Below are 18476 nucleotides of genomic sequence, written 5' to 3' on the forward strand. Positions count from 1 at the left end.
AATCAGTCCGTGTTGATCAGCGATGCCTGGTAGCCGGCACCGAATCCGTTGTCGATGTTCACGACGGAGACACCCGACGCGCAGCTGTTGACCATTCCGAGCAGCGCCGTGATCCCGCCGAGATTCGCGCCGTATCCAACGCTCGTTGGAACAGCGATGACAGGCATTTTCACCAGTCCGGCCACGACGCTCGGCAACGCCCCTTCCATGCCCGCGATGACAATCGCGACGCGCGCCTGGTTCAGTTCATCCAGACAGGCGAAGAGGCGATGGATGCCCGCGACGCCGACATCGGAGAAGCGCATGACCGTGTTTCCGTAGAACTCGGCTGTCACGGCGGCCTCTTCCGCCACGCGACTGTCCGATGTTCCGGCGGTGACCACCGCGATCGGCCGGCTCCGTCTCGGCCTGGTCTGAAACGACAAGGTGGCCGTTCCGGCGGCTTCGTTGAACATCACACCGCGCACGCGCGTCCGAATTGCTTCGGCTTGTTCGGGGCCGACGCGCGTGGCCAGGACATCCTGTTTTTTTTCGGCGAGCGTTTCGAAGATGTCCGCCATTTGCCTGGCGGACTTCCCCAGACCGAAGACGACTTCGGGCGCGCCGACCCGCCGCGCGCGATGCAGATCCAACGCGGTGTGCCCGATGTCGGCGATGTACGCGCGATGCAGTTGCGCGGCCGCCTCCGGCAAGGACAACGCCGAACTGCCGTATGCATGCAGGACCTTTTCCACTTCGTTCATTCTTGATCTCCTGCCGCACCATGGCCCGCGACCAGCAAAGTGCCGACCTCCGCCTCGATGTCCTTCCGGATTTCCCCGTAGGGCATCCCGTTCAGGATCGACAGTTTCTTGACGTCGTCGTGTTCGACCTTCCATCTGGAACGCGCACTCGGCAATTCGACCACCTTCACGCGCACGGCGCCGAAGCGCGTCTCGAGGGTCAGCAGGGTCCGCGGCAAAATCCGCTTCGACGCGGATTGAATCCGAACGCCGATCGTCGTGGAGTGCTCGAACAGGGCGTCGACCAACGCGTCTCTGCTGCTCGGCGCGCATAGCACGGAAACCATGTGCGCAAGGCGGCTCTTCTTCATCACGATGGGTGTCAGGAAGACATCCGCCGCGCCGGCCTCGAACAGCCGCTCCATCAGCGGCTCCAGCGCCTCCGGGGTCATGTCGTCGATATTGGCCTTGATTTCCAGGCTCTGCCGCCCGTCGCCGCCATTCGACGCGGGTTCATCCGCCAGTTCGCCAAGCATGACGCGCAACACGTTCGGCACCCGGAAGTCGCGAGTACCGATGCCGTATCCGATATGTTCGATCCGGAAGTTCTCGGGCGATTCGAACGCGTCGACGGTCCCCTTCAGGATCGCCGCGCCGGTAGGTGTCGTCGCTTCGCCGTCCACCCCACCGATTCGGCACGGAACGCCCTTGAGAATCTCGGCGGTGGCAGGCGCCGGCACCGGCAACGTGCCATGCTCGCAGTCGACGAAGCCGTGTCCCAGCTCGACGCTGGAACAGATGACTCGATCGACAGCCAGATAGTCCAGGCAAATCGCGGCACCCACGATGTCGACGATGGAATCGATCGCGCCGACTTCATGGAAGTGGACATCGTCGATCTCGCAACCGTGAACGCGGGCTTCCGCCTCGGCGATGAGATGAAAGATACGCAGGCAACGCGTTTCGACGCGGGATGAATACCCGGCATCGACGACGATCTGCCTGATATCCCTGTAGTGCCGATGCGCATGACGAGATCCGTGCCGGTGCGGCGAATTCGATCGCGCGAACGATACGGGCTTCACCATTACACTCGCCCTGATACCCCAGATACCCGACTTTTCGGCGCGGCTGAAGTCCAGAGTGAATTCGGATTCGAGCCTCAATCGCCCGAGCTGGTCGACGAGATAGCTTCTGTCGACGCCGAGATCCACCAGGGCGGCAAGGTTCATGTCGCCGCTGATGCCGGCGGAACATTGATAAAAGAGCGTCTTCATGGTGCCTCGACCCGGCGATGATGGGAAACGAAACGATGCTGGAAGCGCGCTCGCAGGCATGACGCAATGTCCTCCGCGAGCGCTTCCCTGGTCTTCTGCGCTGCCAGACCTTCGACGAGGACGGGAACGGCGGACTTCACTTCATCATGCGGTCCAGGAAGACAAACGATCGTGGTTGCACCGACCTGGCCGACGCCGATTCGGACCGCATCCTTGGCATGCCTGCCGTGGCCGCGCTCAACCAGAAAGATTACGGGAGTCGCCGCCAGAGGATCGAGCGACTTCAACGCTTCCAGCGTGCAATCCTTGCGCTCCGCACCGACGCCTCCCGTCGTGACGATCAGGCGATAGGCACCCTCGTGAACGGCGTCGAGCATGGCTTCGCTGATCCGTTCGAGCGAATCCTCGAGGTTCTCGCCCAACGCGACGCTGTAGCCCGTCGCCTTCAGGCTTGCTTCGATAAACGGCTTGTTGGAATCGACGATCTGGCCGTCGGCTACCTCGTCTCCCGTGGAAAACACCAGAACCCTGCGCGCCAGGCGCGCCGCGATGTCATCCGCCATCGCCCGCGTTCTGGCTGCGATCTTCCTGCCCTGTCGCGCATTCATGCCGATCCAGCCGAGCACGCCGTCCGATCTGACTTCGGTGCGCTCATCGAAGCCGAAACCGGCGATCCTGGCCAACGCGGTCAACAGTTGCATTCGCTTGCCGGCGATACGCTCCAGATCGATATGCTCGCGCAGGATATCGAGGGAAAGGACGTCGCCGATCGCATCGATGACGTAAACCTCGTCGCGCCGAAGACCAAGCACCTCCGCCACGCACTGCGCGACTGCATCCAGGTCGACACCGTCCATCCGCACCGGCTGCAGGCGCAGCTCCGTCTTGTGAAACAGACTGTAGCGGTCATGCTCGTCGCGCTGTCGCGGCGTGGCGAGGCTATCGAATTCCGATCCGTGCTTCATGCGCCGTCCCCCACGTCCACGACGGTCAAGTGCATGTCGAGCAACGGAGCGTCGACGATCGATCGTCCGACATCGACGAGATCCACATCGACCTGTCGAAGTTCGTCGATCATATCCAGCGTGACGCCACCGCCGAAAGCGACCTGAACGCCGGAACGGCACGACAGCGCGTCGAGCGCGTTCGATACCTTCGCGATGTCATCCGGATTACCCGTATCGACGAAGATCACATCGGCGCCGTGGCGAGCGGCCGCAACGGCCTCACGCTCGATTGCATCGAACTGGCCGCAGACCTGAATGACGCGTCGATATCCGTCCAGGTCGGCTACGGCGGCGAGCGTATTCCCGATTCCACCGAACATGCGTACGTAGTTCTTGTCGAGATACAGAAACGGCGTCGAACTGATGCGCGTTTCCGCTCCGCCAGCGGCGGCCGCGTCGCGAATGAGCGCTTTCAGTTCCAGCGGCATTTTCTTCCAGGCGCCCGAGACGATCGCCAGATCACCGGCTGACCGGTCGACAAATCGCCGTGCCGCGGTAGCAATCCCGGATGCCTTCGCGACGCATCCGATCAACCGGTCCTCGCCCATCGCGATCTGTTGTGGCGTGCCCCGCACGTTCATGATGCAATCGCCCGCCCGAACCCGCTCGCCGACCGTGATCGATTCAAGCAGCTGAATGCCGAGGCTCGCCGCCACGGCCTCCGCTTCGCGAATACCTGCGATCACCCCGGACGCATCGGCCAGGATCCGTGCGGTTACCCGACGGCCGGCAATCGAGCGAAAGATGTCCGTTCGGACGTCGTGATTCGTATGCATGTCAGGCAAGCCTTCTCTGTTTCAGCCATTTCGGCATCAGTACCTCGTCGACGGTTTTCGTCACCTGCGGCGCGTCGTGCAGGAGCGCCTCCGCCATTTCCCGGCTGCAGTTGATGGCGCCATAGCTGCCGTCGAAGATGATGGCCTTCCGGGTGCCGGTGAGGTCATGGGCCTGTTCCATCGCCTGCTCCAGCGAATCGGCGGAATGCACCTCGTAGTGCAGGCCCTGTTTCCGAAGCGAATTCGCGATCCTCGGATCGGCCGCGATAAACGGCGTGTTCTTCAGCGTGAATGCACTCTTCCATGCGTAGTTGAGAACCACGGCCTTGACCGCCGGATTTCCGGGCGACTTCGTATCGATCTCGAGATCCAGATGATCGTCGGGACCGAAAAAAAGGTTGCAGGACGTCAGCCCTCCCGCATGCTGGTAATGGAGCCAACGGTGTCCGTCCATCACCGCGATACAGGAGTCGATCGACTCGAACAGGTGGATCATCTTGCCGAAGTCGCGCAGCAGCTCCCTGGTCATCCGCTTGTCGAGCGCGATGAGATCCCGGTCTGCGTCGACGCCCATGATTCCGGAAGGCGAACTGCGCAGCATGACGGCACAGACGAACTTCTCCTGGATGAACGGCGATTCGTAGAGCGCACGAGGCACGATGTTCGCGCTGCTGGTCGGGAAGTTGTTGTGGAAGATCCCTCGCGTCTCGATGCGGGCGTAACTCATGGTGAACGCTTTCAACGCGCGACCATTCAACCGATGAAAATGCGTTTCGCGGGGATCATCGTAATGGACATAAATGATGTGCTGCGCCTTGTACGCGAGCCCGATACCGTAGAGCAGGCCGATCTCGGTCTCGATCTCCACGCCCTTCTCATAAGGGCCGAACTGGACAACACGGCCTTCGAAGTATTCATCGAGCTTGTAGTGCTCGATGATTTCCTTGCCTTCGAACTTGCTGGTCGCCGAACTGAATGCGAGCCTCAGTTTCCGGTTCCCGGTGCGCCTTTCGACCTCGTCCTTCACCGCGCATACCGTCGCGACATAGGCGTCTCCACCCATCATGGCAAAGCCATGTTCCGAGCAGAGAATGTTGACCGAATCGTTGGCACCGATCCGGGAGAGATCGACGCTTTCGAGCGCGCTCACCGTGGCCTCCCGAACCTTTTCGGCGCTGTCTCCCAGCACCATCAGCGGCACGGGGAGATCGGGAAACAGATCCCGAACCGCAACGGAAACCATCCCGGGCAATTGGGCAGCGCGCATCGACGGATAGCGGTAGCCCATCACCGAGCGCGGAATGGGCGGCGGAACCACCGGTGGCATGAGGTTCATTTCGAGACGGTTCTTTCAATGTTGGCAAACATGGGCACTTCGATGCGTGCGTGCTTCAGACGCTCCTGGTTTTCCCGAATCCGATACTCCGGATACTTGTCGGCCACCTCCGCCGACACGCTCCAGATTCCGATAGCCATGCCGGCATGCTCGGGATAGACGCGCCAGTCACGTGGACTTCGCGCTACTTTCACTTCCGCGGCCTCGAGCAAGCGCATCACGGGACCCGTGCACCAGATCGCGCACACGCCCCTGACGCCGGTCATCGTCGAGACCGCCTCGGGTGTCGTCCCGCCTTTCAGGATCGCGGCCGCTACCTCGCCGGCCGTCGTCGCGGTACACAGGCAGATCGACTCCTGCGGATCAAGCCGCGCAGCGGCACAGATGCGCTCCATCGCGGCGCGATCGACAGTCCGACAGTCTGTCGACACATGTCGCGGCGCATCCAGAAACTCGCGTTTTATCGCGCGATGATCCATACAGGCTTCGATGCACTTGTTACAGCCCGTGCAGCGCTCGGTATCCACCCGTGCGAGCCGGTCGACCGTTTTGATGGCCTCGGTCGGACAAACCTGATCGCACTGCTTGCAGCCGATGCAATTTGCATCGACAACGCTGACAACCTGAATGATGTTGATCATTTCGTGCTCGATTCATATGCGTGTCTGGCGATTCGTCCTCTCCATGCCGGCGCCATTCCGTGGAAATGGATGCCATAACGGCAAAACTGCATTTGCAAGCGCATGGAAAGTGTTATCGAGTCTACGGCGCTGCCCGGAGGCGTCGCTTGTGCCAACGTGCTGACTGTCGGAGGGGCCCTGGTTGCAGCTCCGCTGCCCCGTTGAGCATCGGGATAACGAGCGCCGCTCGAACATCAGAAATTTCTTACGGCAGCACGAGAATTTTCCTATCGCCGCAACCACTCGCCTCGCCGTATCGTGACTACCTTCGTCCCGGTAGTCGCACACCCTCGAGCGTGATGCGGGACTATCGGCACAGACGCCGCCATTGCGAGCAAGCGAAAACTTTCCATCCGGCGGCATTCATCTTCCTGCGGACAGGAAAGGAGTCGGCAAATGCGTTCAAACGACCACGACAAGCATCAGAGCTGGGCGGAATTGGGCGAGCGGTTCATGCTCCTGACGCGTGGCCGCATGGCGTATCTCGGCTTCCTCGGTCATCCGGAAGCCCGCAGATTCGGCGCGCTCACGGTGTACGTGTCGATCGACAATCCGTTTCGCATCCGGATCGGGCACGGCAGCTGGCAGACCGCGCACATGATTGTGGTCGCCCCCGAGACGCGGCACGAGATCGTTTCAGGCGATCGCCTGATCGCCGCCCTGCTGATCGAGGCCGAAACGGTCGCATTCGAGGATCTTCCTGCCTGGCTGCGCCCGTGCTCGGATACCCGGGAATTCGACGCCCAGATCAGGCGGTTGCGCGACGCATTCATGTCCCTGCGCGGCAAAGGAAACGACGTCGCCGGCATGAAGGACGACTTCGATCGGCACTTCTTCGGCCACCCGCTGCAACCGCGAAAGCTCGATCAGCGGATCATGAGCGTGGCGGCGCTGATCGGCGCCGATCCCGGTACGTTGTCCAGCGCCGACGATTGTGCCCGGCGCGCGTGCTTGTCGGTCTCCCGCTTCCTCCACTTGTTCAAGGAAAACATGGGAACGACGCTTCGCCGCTATCGCGCGTGGAAGCGAGCGCGAAATTTCCTTGCGCATTTGAATGCTTCGTCGAATCTCACGGACATTGCTTTCGATATCGGATATCCGGATTCGTCTCATTTCAGCCATACCGTGCGCTGGTATTGGGGCCTCACGCCACAGAACATGGTGGCAGGATCGCGAGGTCTCGCTGTCTCCGACCACCGCGCCGATTGACGACGCACGCGGAAAAGCTCCACATCGGGATCGAGCGATCGGATAAGGACACAATGAACAACGTTATCGATGCACTGTCCCTCAGTTTTCAAGGGCCGCTGAGACCGAAGATTTTCCGGCTCTACGTTCTGCTCATCGCTTTCAACGCCGTGACATGGATCTGGGCGCTCATCGTCTTCAGGACACACCCGCTGTTGATGGGCAGCTGTTTGCTGGCATGGTCGCTCGGGCTGCGTCACGCGGTGGACGCCGACCATATTGCCGCGATCGACAACGTTACGCGCAAGCTCATGCAGACCGGCCAGCGTCCGATCACGATCGGCCTGATGTTCTCGCTCGGTCACTCGACGGTCGTCGTAATCGCGTCGGTCGCCATAGCCGTGACAGCGCTGGCGATGAAAGGCCATATGGACGCGATCAGGGCAGTCGGCGGACTGATCGGCACACTGGTGTCGACGCTCTTCCTGTTTGCGATCGCAGTGATCAATCTGTTCGCGCTGAAAGCGATCGTCGCCGCGTTCCGGCGCATGCGACACGGCGAGCCGTACATCGAAGCGGAAGTCGATCGGCTGCTCGCCGGCCGGGGATTCCTTTCTCGAATATTTCAACCGCTGTTCCGGATCGTCACGCGCAGCCGACACATGTATCTGCTGGGCTTTCTGTTCGGTCTCGGCTTCGATACCGCGACAGAAGTCGGACTGCTCGGCATCTCTGCCGCCGGCGCAATCCAGGGCATGTCGATCTGGTCGATTCTCGTTTTTCCCGCGCTTTTCACGGCTGGCATGACGCTGGTCGACACAACGGACAACATCCTGATGGTGGGCGCGTACGGCTGGGCGTTCGTCAAACCCGTTCGCAAGCTCTACTACAACATCACGATTACGGCGATATCGGTGATGGTGGCGCTCTTCGTTGGCGGCGTGGAAGGACTTGGATTGCTCGCCGATCGACTGCAGCTTTCAGGGCCGTTCTGGCAGGCCGTAGGCAGTCTCAACGACAACTTCGGTCTGGTCGGTTATAGCATCGTTGGCCTGTTTTCCGCGAGCTGGCTATGCTCGTTTGCAGTCTATCGCTGGAAGCGCTTCGACGAACTGGAGGTTTGATCAGGTCCCCGGGATCGGCCCGGTTTCCCCTCGCCCCTCCACGGACGGATTCGGCGATGGAGAGGCGGGGCGTCCGCATGACCGGACGACGGCGACGATCGAGAGCCGGCGGCCACACGCTCGAGCACCGCCGGTAATGGCACGGATCGCACTCGGGCGGACGCAACACGGCTCGCCGCGGCACCGCCGCCCAGCCGCCACGTCAGGCCCGTGCTCCGACTTCCGCTTCCTCGGCCGTCCAGCCCGCGACACGCTCGCTGAGCGTCAGCCCCAGCCCCGGACGCGTCGGCACGATCATCCTGCCGTCGCGCGTCTCGAGCCGTTCATTGAACAGCGGTTCGAGCCATTCGAAATGCTCGACCCACGGCTCGCGCGCATAGCACGCAGCGAGATGCACATGCAGTTCCATCGCGAAGTGCGGGGCCAGCATCAATCCCGCATGATCGGCGAGCGCCGCCACCTTGAGGAACGGCGTGATGCCGCCCACGCGCGGCGCATCCGGCATCAGGTAGTCGGCCGCCCGCAAGCGAATGAATTCCCAATGCTCGGACACGCTGGTCAGCATCTCGCCGGTCGCGATCGGCGTGTCGAACTGCGCGGCGAGCGCCGCATGACCTTCGGCGTCGTAGCAGTCGAGCGGCTCCTCGATCCAGACCAGGTTGAACGGCTCGAACGTGCGGCACATGCGCTGCGCGGTGGGCCGGTCCCACTGCTGGTTCGCATCGACCATCAACGGGAACGCGTCGCCCAGATGCTTGCGCACGGTCTGCACGCGATGGATATCCAGCGCGCAATCCGGCTGGCCGACCTTCAGCTTGATGCCGCCGATGCCCTTCTCGCGCGACGCGTCCGTATTGGTCAGCAACTGATCGAGCGGCGTATGCAGGAAACCGCCCGACGTGTTGTAGCAGCGCACCGAATTGCGATGCGCGCCGAGCAACTTGGCCAGCGACAGGTTCGCGCGCTTCGCCTTCAGGTCCCACAGCGCGACGTCGAATGCACCGATCGCCTGCGCCGCCATGCCGCTGCGCCCGACCGACGCGCCGGCCCATGCGAGCTTGTCCCACAGGCGTGCGATGTCGCTCGGATCCTCGCCGATCAGCGTCGGCGCGATCTCCTTCGCATGGGCAAACTGGCCGGGGCCGCCCGCGCGCTTCGAGTAGCTGAAGCCGAGGCCGCGGTGCCCGTCGGCCGTTTCGATCTCGACGAACAGGATCGCGATTTCCGTCATCGGCTTCTGGCGTCCGGTCAGGACTTTTGCATCGCTGATCGGGTTGGCCAGCGGCAGGAACGTCGACGCGACGCGAACCCACTTGATCCGGTCGTTCGACGCGGTGCTGACGAGGGAAGACGAGGTATTCATGAGGATGCCCTTTGGCGAGAGAAATTCGATACGTGAAGTCGTTCAGCTGCCGCGCGTCGCCTTCAGCGACACCGGTGCGGCACCGCCTTCAGTGGCCACCTCTGACCCGGACGCAGGACTCTCGATCCGCTCGAGCCTGCCGACGATGAAGAGATACGAGAACGCGCCCAGCAGCGAGAGCGCCCCGACATACGTGAGCGCGACTTCGAACGTGCCGGTGCGCTTGATCATCCAGCCGATCGCAAGCGGCGTGACGATGCTCGCGAGGTTGCCGCACAAATTGAAGATGCCGCCGCTGATCCCCATCGCGTGCTTCGGCGACACATCGCCGACGATGCACCACCCGAGGTTGCCGACGCCTTTCGCGAAGAACGCGACGGACATCACCAGGATGACGATCGTGGTCGAGTGCACGTAGTTCGCGGCGACGATCGTGCTGGACAGCACGAGACCGCTGATGATCGGCGTCTTGCGCGCGGCGGTGAGGCTGAAGCCGCGCTTGAGCATCCAGTCGGACCACAGCCCGCCGATCAGGCCGCCGACGCACCCGGCGATCGCGGGCACCGATGCGACGAGCCCGACCTTGAGGATCGACATGCCCTTCGCTTCGATCAGGTAGGTCGGAAACCAGGTGAGGAAGAACCACGTGATCGACGTAAGGCAGAACTGGCCGATATAGACGCCGATCATCATCCGGTTGGCCGCGATCGCGCCGGCCTCGCGCCATTTGAACGGCCGCGGGCTGTCGCCCATCGTCGGCAGTCCGCCGCCGGACGCGATGTAGTCGAGCTCCGCCGCATTCACGCGGTGGTCGCGCTGCGGCTCCCGTACCGACTTCAGCCACCAGAGCCCGATCAGCACCCCGAGCGCCCCCGTCGTGAAGAACACGTAGTGCCAGCCCCAGCGGCTGACGGTATAGGTCATCACCGGCGTGAACACGGCCAGCGCGAAATACTGCGCGAGCTGGAAGATCGACGTGGCGAGCCCGCGCTCCGCGTTCGGAAACCACATCACCGTGAGTCGGCTGTTGCACGGGAACGCCGGCGACTCGGCCACCCCCATCAGGAATCGCAGCGCGAACAACGCGGCGAATGCGGACGCGAACAGGTGAACGTAGCCCTGCAGGAACGTGAGCGCCGACCACGCGATCAGGCTCGCGCCGAGCACGAGCCGTGCGCCGAAACGATCGAGGATCAGCCCGCCCGGAATCTGCAGCGCGGTGTAGGCCCAGCCGAACGCCGAGAATGCGATCCCCATCGTCAGCGCGTCGAAGCCCAGTTCGTGACGCATCCTGGGCGCCGCAATGGACAACGTCGCACGGTCGACGTAGTTGAATACCGTGACGATGAAGATCATCGCGAGGATGAACCATCGGACGTTGGTTCGCCTGCCGGCGCGCGGGTCGGTTGCCACTGTCGTCTCCTTGATGTGCGATGCATCCCGTGTCGGTGAACAGGATCATACAATGATTGCGCAATCACTCAAGGGCATGATGATTGCGCAATCATCATCGTTTACACCGACGTCGGGACCCGCGAGTTCCGGCCCCATTCCCGGCGACGACCGGCTTCATGCTCTAATGCCGATCTGGTGCCGGGCCCCGCCCGCCGTACCGGACGACATGGAAACCGCCCAACGCAGGACGCATGGAGATGGCAAGAAAGAACGAAAGCCGGTCGGCCGCCGCCGCAGCAACAAGTGGAAGCGTGACGCTGATCGACGTGGCGCGGGTCGCGGGCGTCGCGCCGATGACCGTGTCGCGTGCGCTCAATCGTCCGGAGCTGGTTCGCAGCGACACGCAGAAGAAGGTGCTCGATGCCGTTCGCGCGACCGGCTACGTGCCGAACCTGCTCGCCGGCGGCCTCGCGAGCAATCGAAGCCGGCTCGTGGCGATCCTGCTGCCGACGATCGCGAACTCGATCTTCGCCGACACGGTGCAGGCCATCATGGACGGCCTCTCGACGTCGGGGTACCAGACGCTGCTCGGCCTGACCGCCTATTCGAAGGCGCGCGAAGAGGCGCTGGTCGAAGCGCTTCTCGGGCGAAGGCCCGACGGCATCGTGCTGGCGGGCACAAGCCATACGAGGGCGACGATCAAGCGGCTGTCGAAAGCGAACATTCCCGTCGTCGAAATCTGGGACCTGACCGATAAACCGATCGACATGATGATCGGGTTCTCGCACGAACAGGTCGGCACCGAAGTGGCGCGCCATCTGGTCGGCAAGGGATACAAGCGCTTCGGCATCGTCTCGGTCGACGATCCACGCGGCTTGCGCCGGTGCGAAAGCCTGAAGCGCGAGCTGGCGCGGCAAGGCATCGCGCCGCCCGCCTTCGAAATCCTGCCGGCGCCCGCGACCTTGCAGGCGGGCCGCGAGGGTCTCGGCCGGATGCTGGCCGCGGCATCGCCGGACGTGGTCGTCTGCAGCTCGGACACGCTCGCGCAAGGCGTGCTGGCGGAAGCCGCCAGTCGACGGCTCGACGTGCCGCGCGACCTTGCGGTGATGGGTTTCGGCGATCTGTCGACCGCCGCGCACGTCTACCCGTCGTTGTCGACGGTGCGCGTCGACGGCAGGACGATCGGCATGAAGACGGCCGAGGCCCTGCTCGCGCGCTTCGCGGCGGATTCAAGGCCCGATGCGCCGAAGAGCAAGGTACGCATCGATACGGGTTTCACGATCATCGATCGGGACAGCGCGTGATACGCGTGGACGGCCGACGAGAAACGCTTCGCGTCGGCGCGGCGCGCATTCGGTCACCCCATTTGAAGAACGCAATGGCAACCGCAGCCGGCGCGTCGATCGCCTGCCCGGTGTCGGACACCCTGCCCGTGACGGTGTCCACTTCGAATACATTGACCGTGCCGGCTACACGCTCAACGGGACGGAATACTCGGGTATTGCGGTGACGCCTGGCGCGACCGCCCGGCATCATCGTCGGGCTCACGCACACGTTCTGAGCAGGTGGTGTCCCGGGTGACGAGGTGGTGTGTGGGCAGTGGAGACCTGAACACCCCGCGATCACGATATCGATTCTTCAAGCCGCCAGCCCCGCCGACGAAGCCCCCTGGGCATCCGGATTGAACCGTGTCAGGCAGTTCAGATCGAGCGCGCGAATCTGCTCGGTCATGAAGTCGACGAAGATGCGAATCCGCGTCGGAAGATGTTGCCGGCTCAGATAGCAGATGTAGTGGCCGCGATCCTCCGGCACATGCTTCGCCAGCGCGACGACGAGTTCGTTCGACGCGAGATGGTCGCGGATCTGGTAGCCGGCCATCTGCGCGATGCCCGATCCGTTCAGCACCGCTTGCAACACCAGGTCCGCGTCGTTGAACGTGAGGCGGGACGTCGGCAGGTATTTTTGCACCTGGCCATCGACATTGAATTCCCATTCGAACACGCGGCCGCTCGCAAAACGGAAATTGATGCACTCGTGCCGGTCCAGATCCTCGAGGCTTTGCGGGAGCCCGTGCCTCGCCACATACGACGGTGCCGCGCAAAGCGCCATCTGCATCGGAATCAGTTGCCGCGCAATGATGCTGGAGTCCTCGATGCGACCATTGCGGAACGATACGTCGATCCGTTCCGACACCAGGTCGATCGGCCGGTCGTCGAGCAGCAGATCGAAGACGATCTCGGGGTAAGCCTGCGCAAACGTTTCCAGCAGCGGCGCGACGATTTTCCTGCCGAACCCCACTGCCGAGCTGATGCGGATCAGGCCGCGCGGCGGCCCCTGCCGCAGTTCCAGCATGTCGTTCATGGCCTCCACGATCTGCGCGACGCCCTGGTGGCAGTTCTCGAAGAATTGCTGGCCTTCGCACGTCAGTTCGGTCATGCGCGTGGTCCGCTGGAACAGCCGCGTACTCAACTGCGCCTCGAGCTTCTGGACGCTCCGGCTCACGGCCGGCCGGCCGACGCCGAGAAGCTCGGCGGCTTTGGTGAAGCTGCCCTCGCTCGCCACCGCGACGAACGCAAGGATGCCCGCGTAGCTCGCACCGAAGCTCGCCGAGAGTGCATCGGCACGACCGGCCAGGTCGCGACGAACACCGTGCGCCGCTGTATCCGATTGATTCATTTCCGCTTCCCCAGACATGCCGCTCATTCCGATTGCCCGTCGCCGGCCTGCGCCGGCGAACCGCCACACGTGTGAACGCCAATCAGCTTCTTGCGAGCCACTGGTCGAGACCGATGCGGCCAAGCCGCGCAGGACCGAGCGGCACCAGCGATTTCTCCTCGACGAGGCCGCCGTAGTAGCGGGCGTCACGATCGGTCACGACCGCACGCGTGTCGCCGACCGACTTCAGATAGCGCGCGACGATCTCCGCGAACGGTGCGCGATCCGGGCCCGCGATCTCGATCGTGCCGTTCTGCGGCCCGGCGAGCGCGATCTGCGCGACGAGCGCCGACACGTCTTCGGCGGCGATCGGCTGAAACAGTCCGTCGCCAATGCGAACCGTGCCGCCCTCCGTGCCGAAATCCGCGATGCCGCCGATGAACTCCATGAATTGCGTCGCGCGCACGATCGTGTACGGCACGCCCGCCGCCTCGATCGCCTGTTCCTGCGCGACCTTGGCCGCGAAATAGCCGTTCTCCGGCATGCGGTCGCAGCCGACGATCGACAGCGCGACGTGATGGCGCACGCCCGCGGCGACTTCGGCCTTGCCGAGGTTGCGTGCCGACGTGCGGAAGAAGTCCAGCACCGCCTGCGGTTCCCATGACGGCGCATTCGCCACGTCCACGACGACGTCCGCGTCCGTCAATGCATGGGTCAGGCCTTCGCCAGTGATGGTATTGACGCCGGTGCGCGGCGACGCGGCAAGCGCCTGATGACCCGCTTCGCCGAGCAGCGTGACGACACGCGAGCCGATCAGGCCCGAACCGCCGATGACAACGATCTTCATCACACAATCTCCTGACGAATGGATTGCATTTGAATGCGGAGGTACGCGACGACGGGTGCCGCATCCGATGAAGCCGGTCATGACCGTCGCATCGCGTGGCGCAATTGTGGAAGAATCATGTCCTATCCAGAAGTGCCAAGAATCGTCGATCGGACTGGTCCATACCATGTCCCCTCCCCATTTCCCACGAGGCCGTGATGCCCGAGCAAACGCACACGCTGACCATCGAGATCGACCGGCAGCAGCAGTTGCCGATCTATCTGCAGATTTGCGAGCGGTTCAGAACCGCGATCGCCGCGGGTCATCTGCGTCCCGGAGACCGCGTGCCCGCGTTGCGCGGTCTCGCGACGCAATTGAACACGGCGCGCGGCACCGTCGAACAGGCGTACACGATCCTGGTCGACGAGGGATATCTGCAAATGCGCGGCGCGGCAGGCACCTTCGTATCGCCCTCCCTGCCGAAATCGGTGACACGGCCGCCGCCCGAGCGCGCCGACGACGCCGGCATGTTCCAGACGTCGGGCATGCCGCACGACAGTCAGCCTCCGCGGCGACCGCAGCCGATCGCCGTCGCGATGAGCGGCGAGCCGCGCCCGTTGCAGCCCGGGCTTCCCGCATTCGACGCATTTCCGCGCAAGGTATGGCACCGGCTCGTTTCGCAGCGCGCGAGCAGTGGCGACCGCGCACTGCTGGGTTATCCGAATCCGGCCGGTTACCGGCCGCTGCGCGAACACATCGCAACCTACCTGGCGCTGTCGCGCGGCGTTACCTGCATGCCGGAACAGGTGTTCATCACAAGTGGCTACCGCGCAACGCTGGAACTCGTGCTGCGCAGCCTCGCGCGTCCGAACGACCGCGTGTGGTTCGAGGATCCCGGCTATCTGCTCGCACGCAGTTTCCTGTCCGAGACTGGCGTGCAACTCGTACCGGTGCCGGTGGACACCGAAGGGATCGACGTCGAGCGCGGCATGCAACTGGATTCGCAGGCACGCTTCGCGCTGGTGACGCCATCGCATCAGAGCCCGCTCGGGCACACGCTGTCGCTTGCCCGACGCATCGCACTGCTGGATTGGGCCGAAAAAACGTCGGGCTGGATCGTCGAGGACGACTACGACAGCGAGTTTCGCTATGTCGGCCGCCCGCTGCAGGCGCTGAAGAATCTCGACCGGCGGGATCGCGTCATCTATTGCAGTACCTTCAGCAAGGCGATGTACCCCGGCTTGCGGCTCGCGTACACGGTCGTGCCGGAGCGCGCGGTGGAGCGCGTCGAACGCGTGGCATGCAGCATGAATGCCGGCTCGCCGACCCTGTTGCAGGCGGCCCTGGCGGACTTCATCGAGCAGGGGCACTTTGCCCGGCATCTGAAGCGGATGCGTACGCTGTACGGCGAACGACGCATGCTGATCGTGCACGCATTGCGGCAGGCGTTCGGCGCGCGGCTGATCGTCGAATTGCCGCCTGGCGGCATCCAGTTCGCCGTGAGGTTTGCTGACGGGCCCGGAGGGCCGGTCGACGACGTCGCCGTCGCGGCGCGCGCCCGCGACGCGGGACTCGCGGTCCTGCCGCTTTCGATCTGGTATACGAACAACCTCACACCGCAAACGCCGCGCGGCCTCATCATCGGGTTCGCGAACATCGCCGATGCCGACGAAGCGCACCGTCTCGCGCAAACGCTGCGGGCCTGCCTGGACCGCTGACGCGCGGCACGCCGCAACTGCGTGCGCCAGTGCGCACCGGCAACCGGCGCCGCCGGGCGACGCGCGGGAATGCGTCGCGGCGGCCATCGTGCCTGAGTCCGGATTGGTGTCCAACGGGAAACATACAATCGCCCTGGACGACCATACCGGCGCCATTTGTGCTCCTCTAGCATGGAGGCGTCTTTCTCCCGTAGACGAACCAGCATCGGGCCGCACCGGAAGATCGTCGCATTCTTCACACGATCGTTCGTTCCCCCCTCATTGCTTGAAGACGCCCTCTGCCCGGGCTGTGCAGCCCCCCGTCGCAAGACGCTTCGACGAATGAATGGCCGAGGGTCGGAGCGCATCGTAGAACTCGAGCGTGCATCATGGATGACAAGAAGCTTCAGGCCCCTTCGCTCTCCCTCCTCGACAGGTATCGGGGCCGGGATTTTCAGCCTCTTTATACAACGAGCGTCACCGTGACCGGTGGCGAGACAGGACACGGCCGCGCATCCGGCGTGGTCCGCTCGGACGATGGAAATCTCGCCGTCGATCTGCGCCTGCCCACCGAGTTCGGCGGGCCCGGCAACGGAACCAATCCTGAGCAGTTGTTCGCGGCGGGCTTCGCCGCGTGCTTCCACGGTGCGCTGAACCTGCTCGAGAAACGCGCCGAAATGGAGATCAACGATACGGTCGTGGAGGTGCAGGTTTCGTTCGGTCGCGATCCCATGGACGGAGGCTATGCATTGCTTGTCGATGTCCGGGTCCGGATGCCCGGTATCGATCGCAACATCGCGGAAGAGATGGTTCGAACCGCGGAGCGCTTGTGTCCGTATGCAAAGATGGCCAGACAAGGCACCGTCAATATCGTGACCGTCGTTGACTGACTCACCGCCTGTCGCGCGGCAGCGACGTCGTACCCGTCGATAGGGTTCGGTGCCGCCGCCGCGTGCGCGACTGCCCCCGTCGCGCATCGCGCGACACCTGCAGGGGCGCCGACAGGTCAGTCGAACGAGGCCTGCGGATTGCCTGCTGCCAGCGCCTCGGCGCGATTCGGCGCCGGCGGATAGATCCACTGCGTGTTGATCATTTGCTTGCGCGCCTTTCCTTCCGCATGCGTCAGCTTGATCTCACGGTCCCAGCCTTCCGAGTAGACAGCGCCCCATTCGCCCAGGTCGACGCATGTCGCATAGAACGGCTGCGTATACGTCAGCGTCGGCCCGCCGATCAGATCCGCGGCGACGTTGTGCCCGCCGAATTGCCCCATCACGATAGCGTGCTGGCACGACATCAATGCATAGTGCCCTTCGTCATCGCTCCGTGCTCGTGCCACATCGCCCGCGACGAACACGTGCGGCGCTTCGGCAACACGCAGGTCAGGCGTGACCTCGACACGTCCGAGCGGGTCGAGATGCGAGGAGACTTGCGCCGTCAGCGGGCTGGCATGCATGCCGCCTGCCCAGATCACGGTCATGGCTTCGATATGCGTGCCCGACGCGGTGCGAACGCCGTCCGCCCCTACCGACACGACGCGCGATCCGAGTACGGTCTCGATGCCCTGCGAGTCGAAGGCTTCAGCGACGCAAGGCCGAGGATTGGGGCCGAGATCGGGGCCGATGTCGGCCTGCGCGCCGATCACGACAACGCGAATTGCCGCGTCCGGACCGAACCGCTCGCGCAATCGCTTGGGCAACTCGGTGGCGACCTCGATACCCGTAAAGCCGCAGCCAACCACTGCGACGGTATTGCGTGCCGGCGAATCCGGCAGTTTCGCCAGCGCCGCGAAGTGCTCATCGAGCACGACCGCATCCTCGATACGATCGACCGAGAACGCGTGCTCCGCCAGCCCCGGCAACGGCGGCCTGCTCAACTTGCTGCCGCTGGTCAACAACAGCCTGTCATACGCGAGCAAACGCTTTTGACCGCTGGCGCAAGTCACGCTCACCGTCTTCTCCTGAACGGCAATCTTGTCGACACTACCCTCGAGGAACTTCACGCCGACGGCGTCGAGCAGCGGCAGCAGCGGCGCGGCCATTCGCTGCGGTTCGCTTTCGTATAACCGCGGCCGGATCTGCAATTCCGGTTTCGGTGAGATCAGCGTGATTTCAACGTCGCTGCTCGTCACACCGGCGCCATCCAGCACGCGAGCTGCGCCCAGTGCGCCCCACACGCCGGCGAAACCGGCACCCACTATCAAGATTTTCTGCGACATGATGATTGCCCTCGGTTGGAAAATTGCGATGTCGACGGATGCCGGCTACAAGCCAGACAGGCAAAACGAAAACGTCGTCGCGCGAAGTCATCGTAGGTTGACGCAGCATTGCGCAGTAGATCCGCACGTGTGCTCACGATGTTGCCTCTTCGACACCAATCGATCACGTCCCGGCCGATTCGATCGCAGGCATGATGCGTGACGCAAGATCGCGC

The 18476-nt window shown here is 63.5% G+C and carries 16 protein-coding genes; 5 read left to right on the forward strand and 11 right to left on the reverse strand.

From position 1 onward, the window contains the following. Window positions 1-2: 2 nt before the first annotated feature. The 6 genes from larB to DIE22_RS24935 are packed head-to-tail and all read right to left on the reverse strand — an operon-like array spanning window position 3 to window position 5759. Complete coding sequence (gene larB, locus DIE22_RS24910; protein ID WP_124606304.1) at window positions 3-743, reverse strand: nickel pincer cofactor biosynthesis protein LarB; 741 nt, start codon at window positions 741-743, stop codon at window positions 3-5. Next, window positions 740-1999 (reverse strand): nickel pincer cofactor biosynthesis protein LarC, encoded by a 1260-nt coding sequence (gene larC / locus DIE22_RS24915; RefSeq protein WP_185640678.1) that lies wholly within the window; start codon window positions 1997-1999, stop codon window positions 740-742. The genes larB and larC overlap by 4 nt, the downstream gene beginning before the upstream one ends. After that, window positions 1996-2964 carry a molybdopterin-binding protein gene (locus DIE22_RS24920; RefSeq protein WP_124499124.1) on the reverse strand — a complete coding sequence of 323 codons (969 nt, stop codon included), beginning with the start codon at window positions 2962-2964 and terminating at the stop codon, window positions 1996-1998. Before DIE22_RS24920 ends, larC begins: the two co-directional genes overlap by 4 nt. Beyond that, window positions 2961-3782 carry a hypothetical protein gene (locus tag DIE22_RS24925; RefSeq protein ID WP_124499125.1) on the reverse strand — a complete coding sequence of 274 codons (822 nt, stop codon included), beginning with the start codon at window positions 3780-3782 and terminating at the stop codon, window positions 2961-2963. Before DIE22_RS24925 ends, DIE22_RS24920 begins: the two co-directional genes overlap by 4 nt. Before the next feature lies 1 nt (window position 3783). Beyond that, window positions 3784-5118 carry a hypothetical protein gene (locus DIE22_RS24930; RefSeq protein ID WP_124606306.1) on the reverse strand — a complete coding sequence of 445 codons (1335 nt, stop codon included), beginning with the start codon at window positions 5116-5118 and terminating at the stop codon, window positions 3784-3786. Beyond that, on the reverse strand, window positions 5115-5759 hold the full coding sequence (locus tag DIE22_RS24935) for a (2Fe-2S)-binding protein (protein ID WP_124499127.1): 645 nt from the start codon (window positions 5757-5759) through the stop codon (window positions 5115-5117). Before DIE22_RS24935 ends, DIE22_RS24930 begins: the two co-directional genes overlap by 4 nt. A gap of 435 nt (window positions 5760-6194) precedes the next feature. Between DIE22_RS24935 and DIE22_RS24940 the strand changes: the two genes are divergently transcribed. After that, the gene (locus tag DIE22_RS24940) at window positions 6195-7007 is read left to right on the forward strand and encodes a helix-turn-helix domain-containing protein (RefSeq protein ID WP_124499128.1); all 813 of its coding nucleotides are present in this window, start codon (window positions 6195-6197) and stop codon (window positions 7005-7007) included. 53 nt (window positions 7008-7060) lie between these two features. Beyond that, complete coding sequence (locus DIE22_RS24945) at window positions 7061-8110, forward strand: HoxN/HupN/NixA family nickel/cobalt transporter (protein WP_124499129.1); 1050 nt, start codon at window positions 7061-7063, stop codon at window positions 8108-8110. Between the two features lie 202 nt (window positions 8111-8312). Here DIE22_RS24945 and DIE22_RS24950 read toward each other — a convergent pair whose 3' ends face one another. Together DIE22_RS24950 and DIE22_RS24955 are read right to left on the reverse strand one after the other, a co-directional pair. Then, window positions 8313-9473 carry an L-talarate/galactarate dehydratase gene (locus tag DIE22_RS24950; protein ID WP_124499130.1) on the reverse strand — a complete coding sequence of 387 codons (1161 nt, stop codon included), beginning with the start codon at window positions 9471-9473 and terminating at the stop codon, window positions 8313-8315. Window positions 9474-9515: 42 nt separating this feature from the next. Then, window positions 9516-10886 (reverse strand): MFS transporter, encoded by a 1371-nt coding sequence (locus DIE22_RS24955; RefSeq protein WP_185640679.1) that lies wholly within the window; start codon window positions 10884-10886, stop codon window positions 9516-9518. 239 nt (window positions 10887-11125) lie between these two features. Here DIE22_RS24955 and DIE22_RS24960 point away from each other — a divergent pair, with 239 nt between their 5' ends. Then, a complete protein-coding gene (locus DIE22_RS24960; protein ID WP_124499131.1) occupies window positions 11126-12172 on the forward strand; it encodes a LacI family DNA-binding transcriptional regulator in 1047 nt (348 codons plus the stop codon). A 334-nt stretch (window positions 12173-12506) separates the two neighbouring features. Here DIE22_RS24960 and DIE22_RS24965 read toward each other — a convergent pair whose 3' ends face one another. Together DIE22_RS24965 and DIE22_RS24970 are read right to left on the reverse strand one after the other, a co-directional pair. After that, on the reverse strand, window positions 12507-13544 hold the full coding sequence (locus DIE22_RS24965; protein WP_124606322.1) for a LysR family transcriptional regulator: 1038 nt from the start codon (window positions 13542-13544) through the stop codon (window positions 12507-12509). An 82-nt stretch (window positions 13545-13626) separates the two neighbouring features. After that, entirely contained in the window at window positions 13627-14370 is a 744-nt protein-coding gene (locus DIE22_RS24970) for an SDR family oxidoreductase (protein WP_124606307.1), read from the reverse strand. A 197-nt stretch (window positions 14371-14567) separates the two neighbouring features. On the opposite strand from DIE22_RS24970, the gene DIE22_RS24975 reads away from it, so the two are divergent. Then, on the forward strand, window positions 14568-16067 hold the full coding sequence (locus DIE22_RS24975; protein ID WP_124499133.1) for a PLP-dependent aminotransferase family protein: 1500 nt from the start codon (window positions 14568-14570) through the stop codon (window positions 16065-16067). 368 nt (window positions 16068-16435) lie between these two features. Then, window positions 16436-16936 (forward strand): Ohr family peroxiredoxin, encoded by a 501-nt coding sequence (locus DIE22_RS24980; protein WP_124499134.1) that lies wholly within the window; start codon window positions 16436-16438, stop codon window positions 16934-16936. A 116-nt stretch (window positions 16937-17052) separates the two neighbouring features. On the opposite strand, the gene DIE22_RS24985 is transcribed toward DIE22_RS24980, so the two are convergent. After that, a complete protein-coding gene (locus DIE22_RS24985; protein WP_124606308.1) occupies window positions 17053-18261 on the reverse strand; it encodes an NAD(P)/FAD-dependent oxidoreductase in 1209 nt (402 codons plus the stop codon). Window positions 18262-18476 lie beyond the last annotated feature (215 nt).

The organism is Burkholderia sp. Bp9142 (assembly GCF_003853415.1).
Taxonomy (GTDB): Bacteria; Pseudomonadota; Gammaproteobacteria; order Burkholderiales; family Burkholderiaceae; genus Burkholderia.

Excerpts from the sequence above, each read along its gene's own strand:
- larB (WP_124606304.1), bottom strand. The coding sequence starts at position 743 with ATGAACGAAGTGGAAAAGGTCCTGCATGCATACGGCAGTTCGGCGTTG.
- larC (WP_185640678.1), bottom strand. The coding sequence starts at position 1,999 with ATGAAGACGCTCTTTTATCAATGTTCCGCCGGCATCAGCGGCGACATG.
- DIE22_RS24920 (WP_124499124.1), bottom strand. The coding sequence starts at position 2,964 with ATGAAGCACGGATCGGAATTCGATAGCCTCGCCACGCCGCGACAGCGC.
- DIE22_RS24925 (WP_124499125.1), bottom strand. The coding sequence starts at position 3,782 with ATGCATACGAATCACGACGTCCGAACGGACATCTTTCGCTCGATTGCC.
- DIE22_RS24930 (WP_124606306.1), bottom strand. The coding sequence starts at position 5,118 with ATGAACCTCATGCCACCGGTGGTTCCGCCGCCCATTCCGCGCTCGGTG.
- DIE22_RS24935 (WP_124499127.1), bottom strand. The coding sequence starts at position 5,759 with ATGATCAACATCATTCAGGTTGTCAGCGTTGTCGATGCAAATTGCATC.
- DIE22_RS24940 (WP_124499128.1), top strand. The coding sequence starts at position 6,195 with ATGCGTTCAAACGACCACGACAAGCATCAGAGCTGGGCGGAATTGGGC.
- DIE22_RS24945 (WP_124499129.1), top strand. The coding sequence starts at position 7,061 with ATGAACAACGTTATCGATGCACTGTCCCTCAGTTTTCAAGGGCCGCTG.
- DIE22_RS24950 (WP_124499130.1), bottom strand. The coding sequence starts at position 9,473 with ATGAATACCTCGTCTTCCCTCGTCAGCACCGCGTCGAACGACCGGATC.
- DIE22_RS24960 (WP_124499131.1), top strand. The coding sequence starts at position 11,126 with ATGGCAAGAAAGAACGAAAGCCGGTCGGCCGCCGCCGCAGCAACAAGT.
- DIE22_RS24965 (WP_124606322.1), bottom strand. The coding sequence starts at position 13,544 with ATGAATCAATCGGATACAGCGGCGCACGGTGTTCGTCGCGACCTGGCC.
- DIE22_RS24970 (WP_124606307.1), bottom strand. The coding sequence starts at position 14,370 with ATGAAGATCGTTGTCATCGGCGGTTCGGGCCTGATCGGCTCGCGTGTC.
- DIE22_RS24975 (WP_124499133.1), top strand. The coding sequence starts at position 14,568 with ATGCCCGAGCAAACGCACACGCTGACCATCGAGATCGACCGGCAGCAG.
- DIE22_RS24980 (WP_124499134.1), top strand. The coding sequence starts at position 16,436 with ATGGATGACAAGAAGCTTCAGGCCCCTTCGCTCTCCCTCCTCGACAGG.
- DIE22_RS24985 (WP_124606308.1), bottom strand. The coding sequence starts at position 18,261 with ATGTCGCAGAAAATCTTGATAGTGGGTGCCGGTTTCGCCGGCGTGTGG.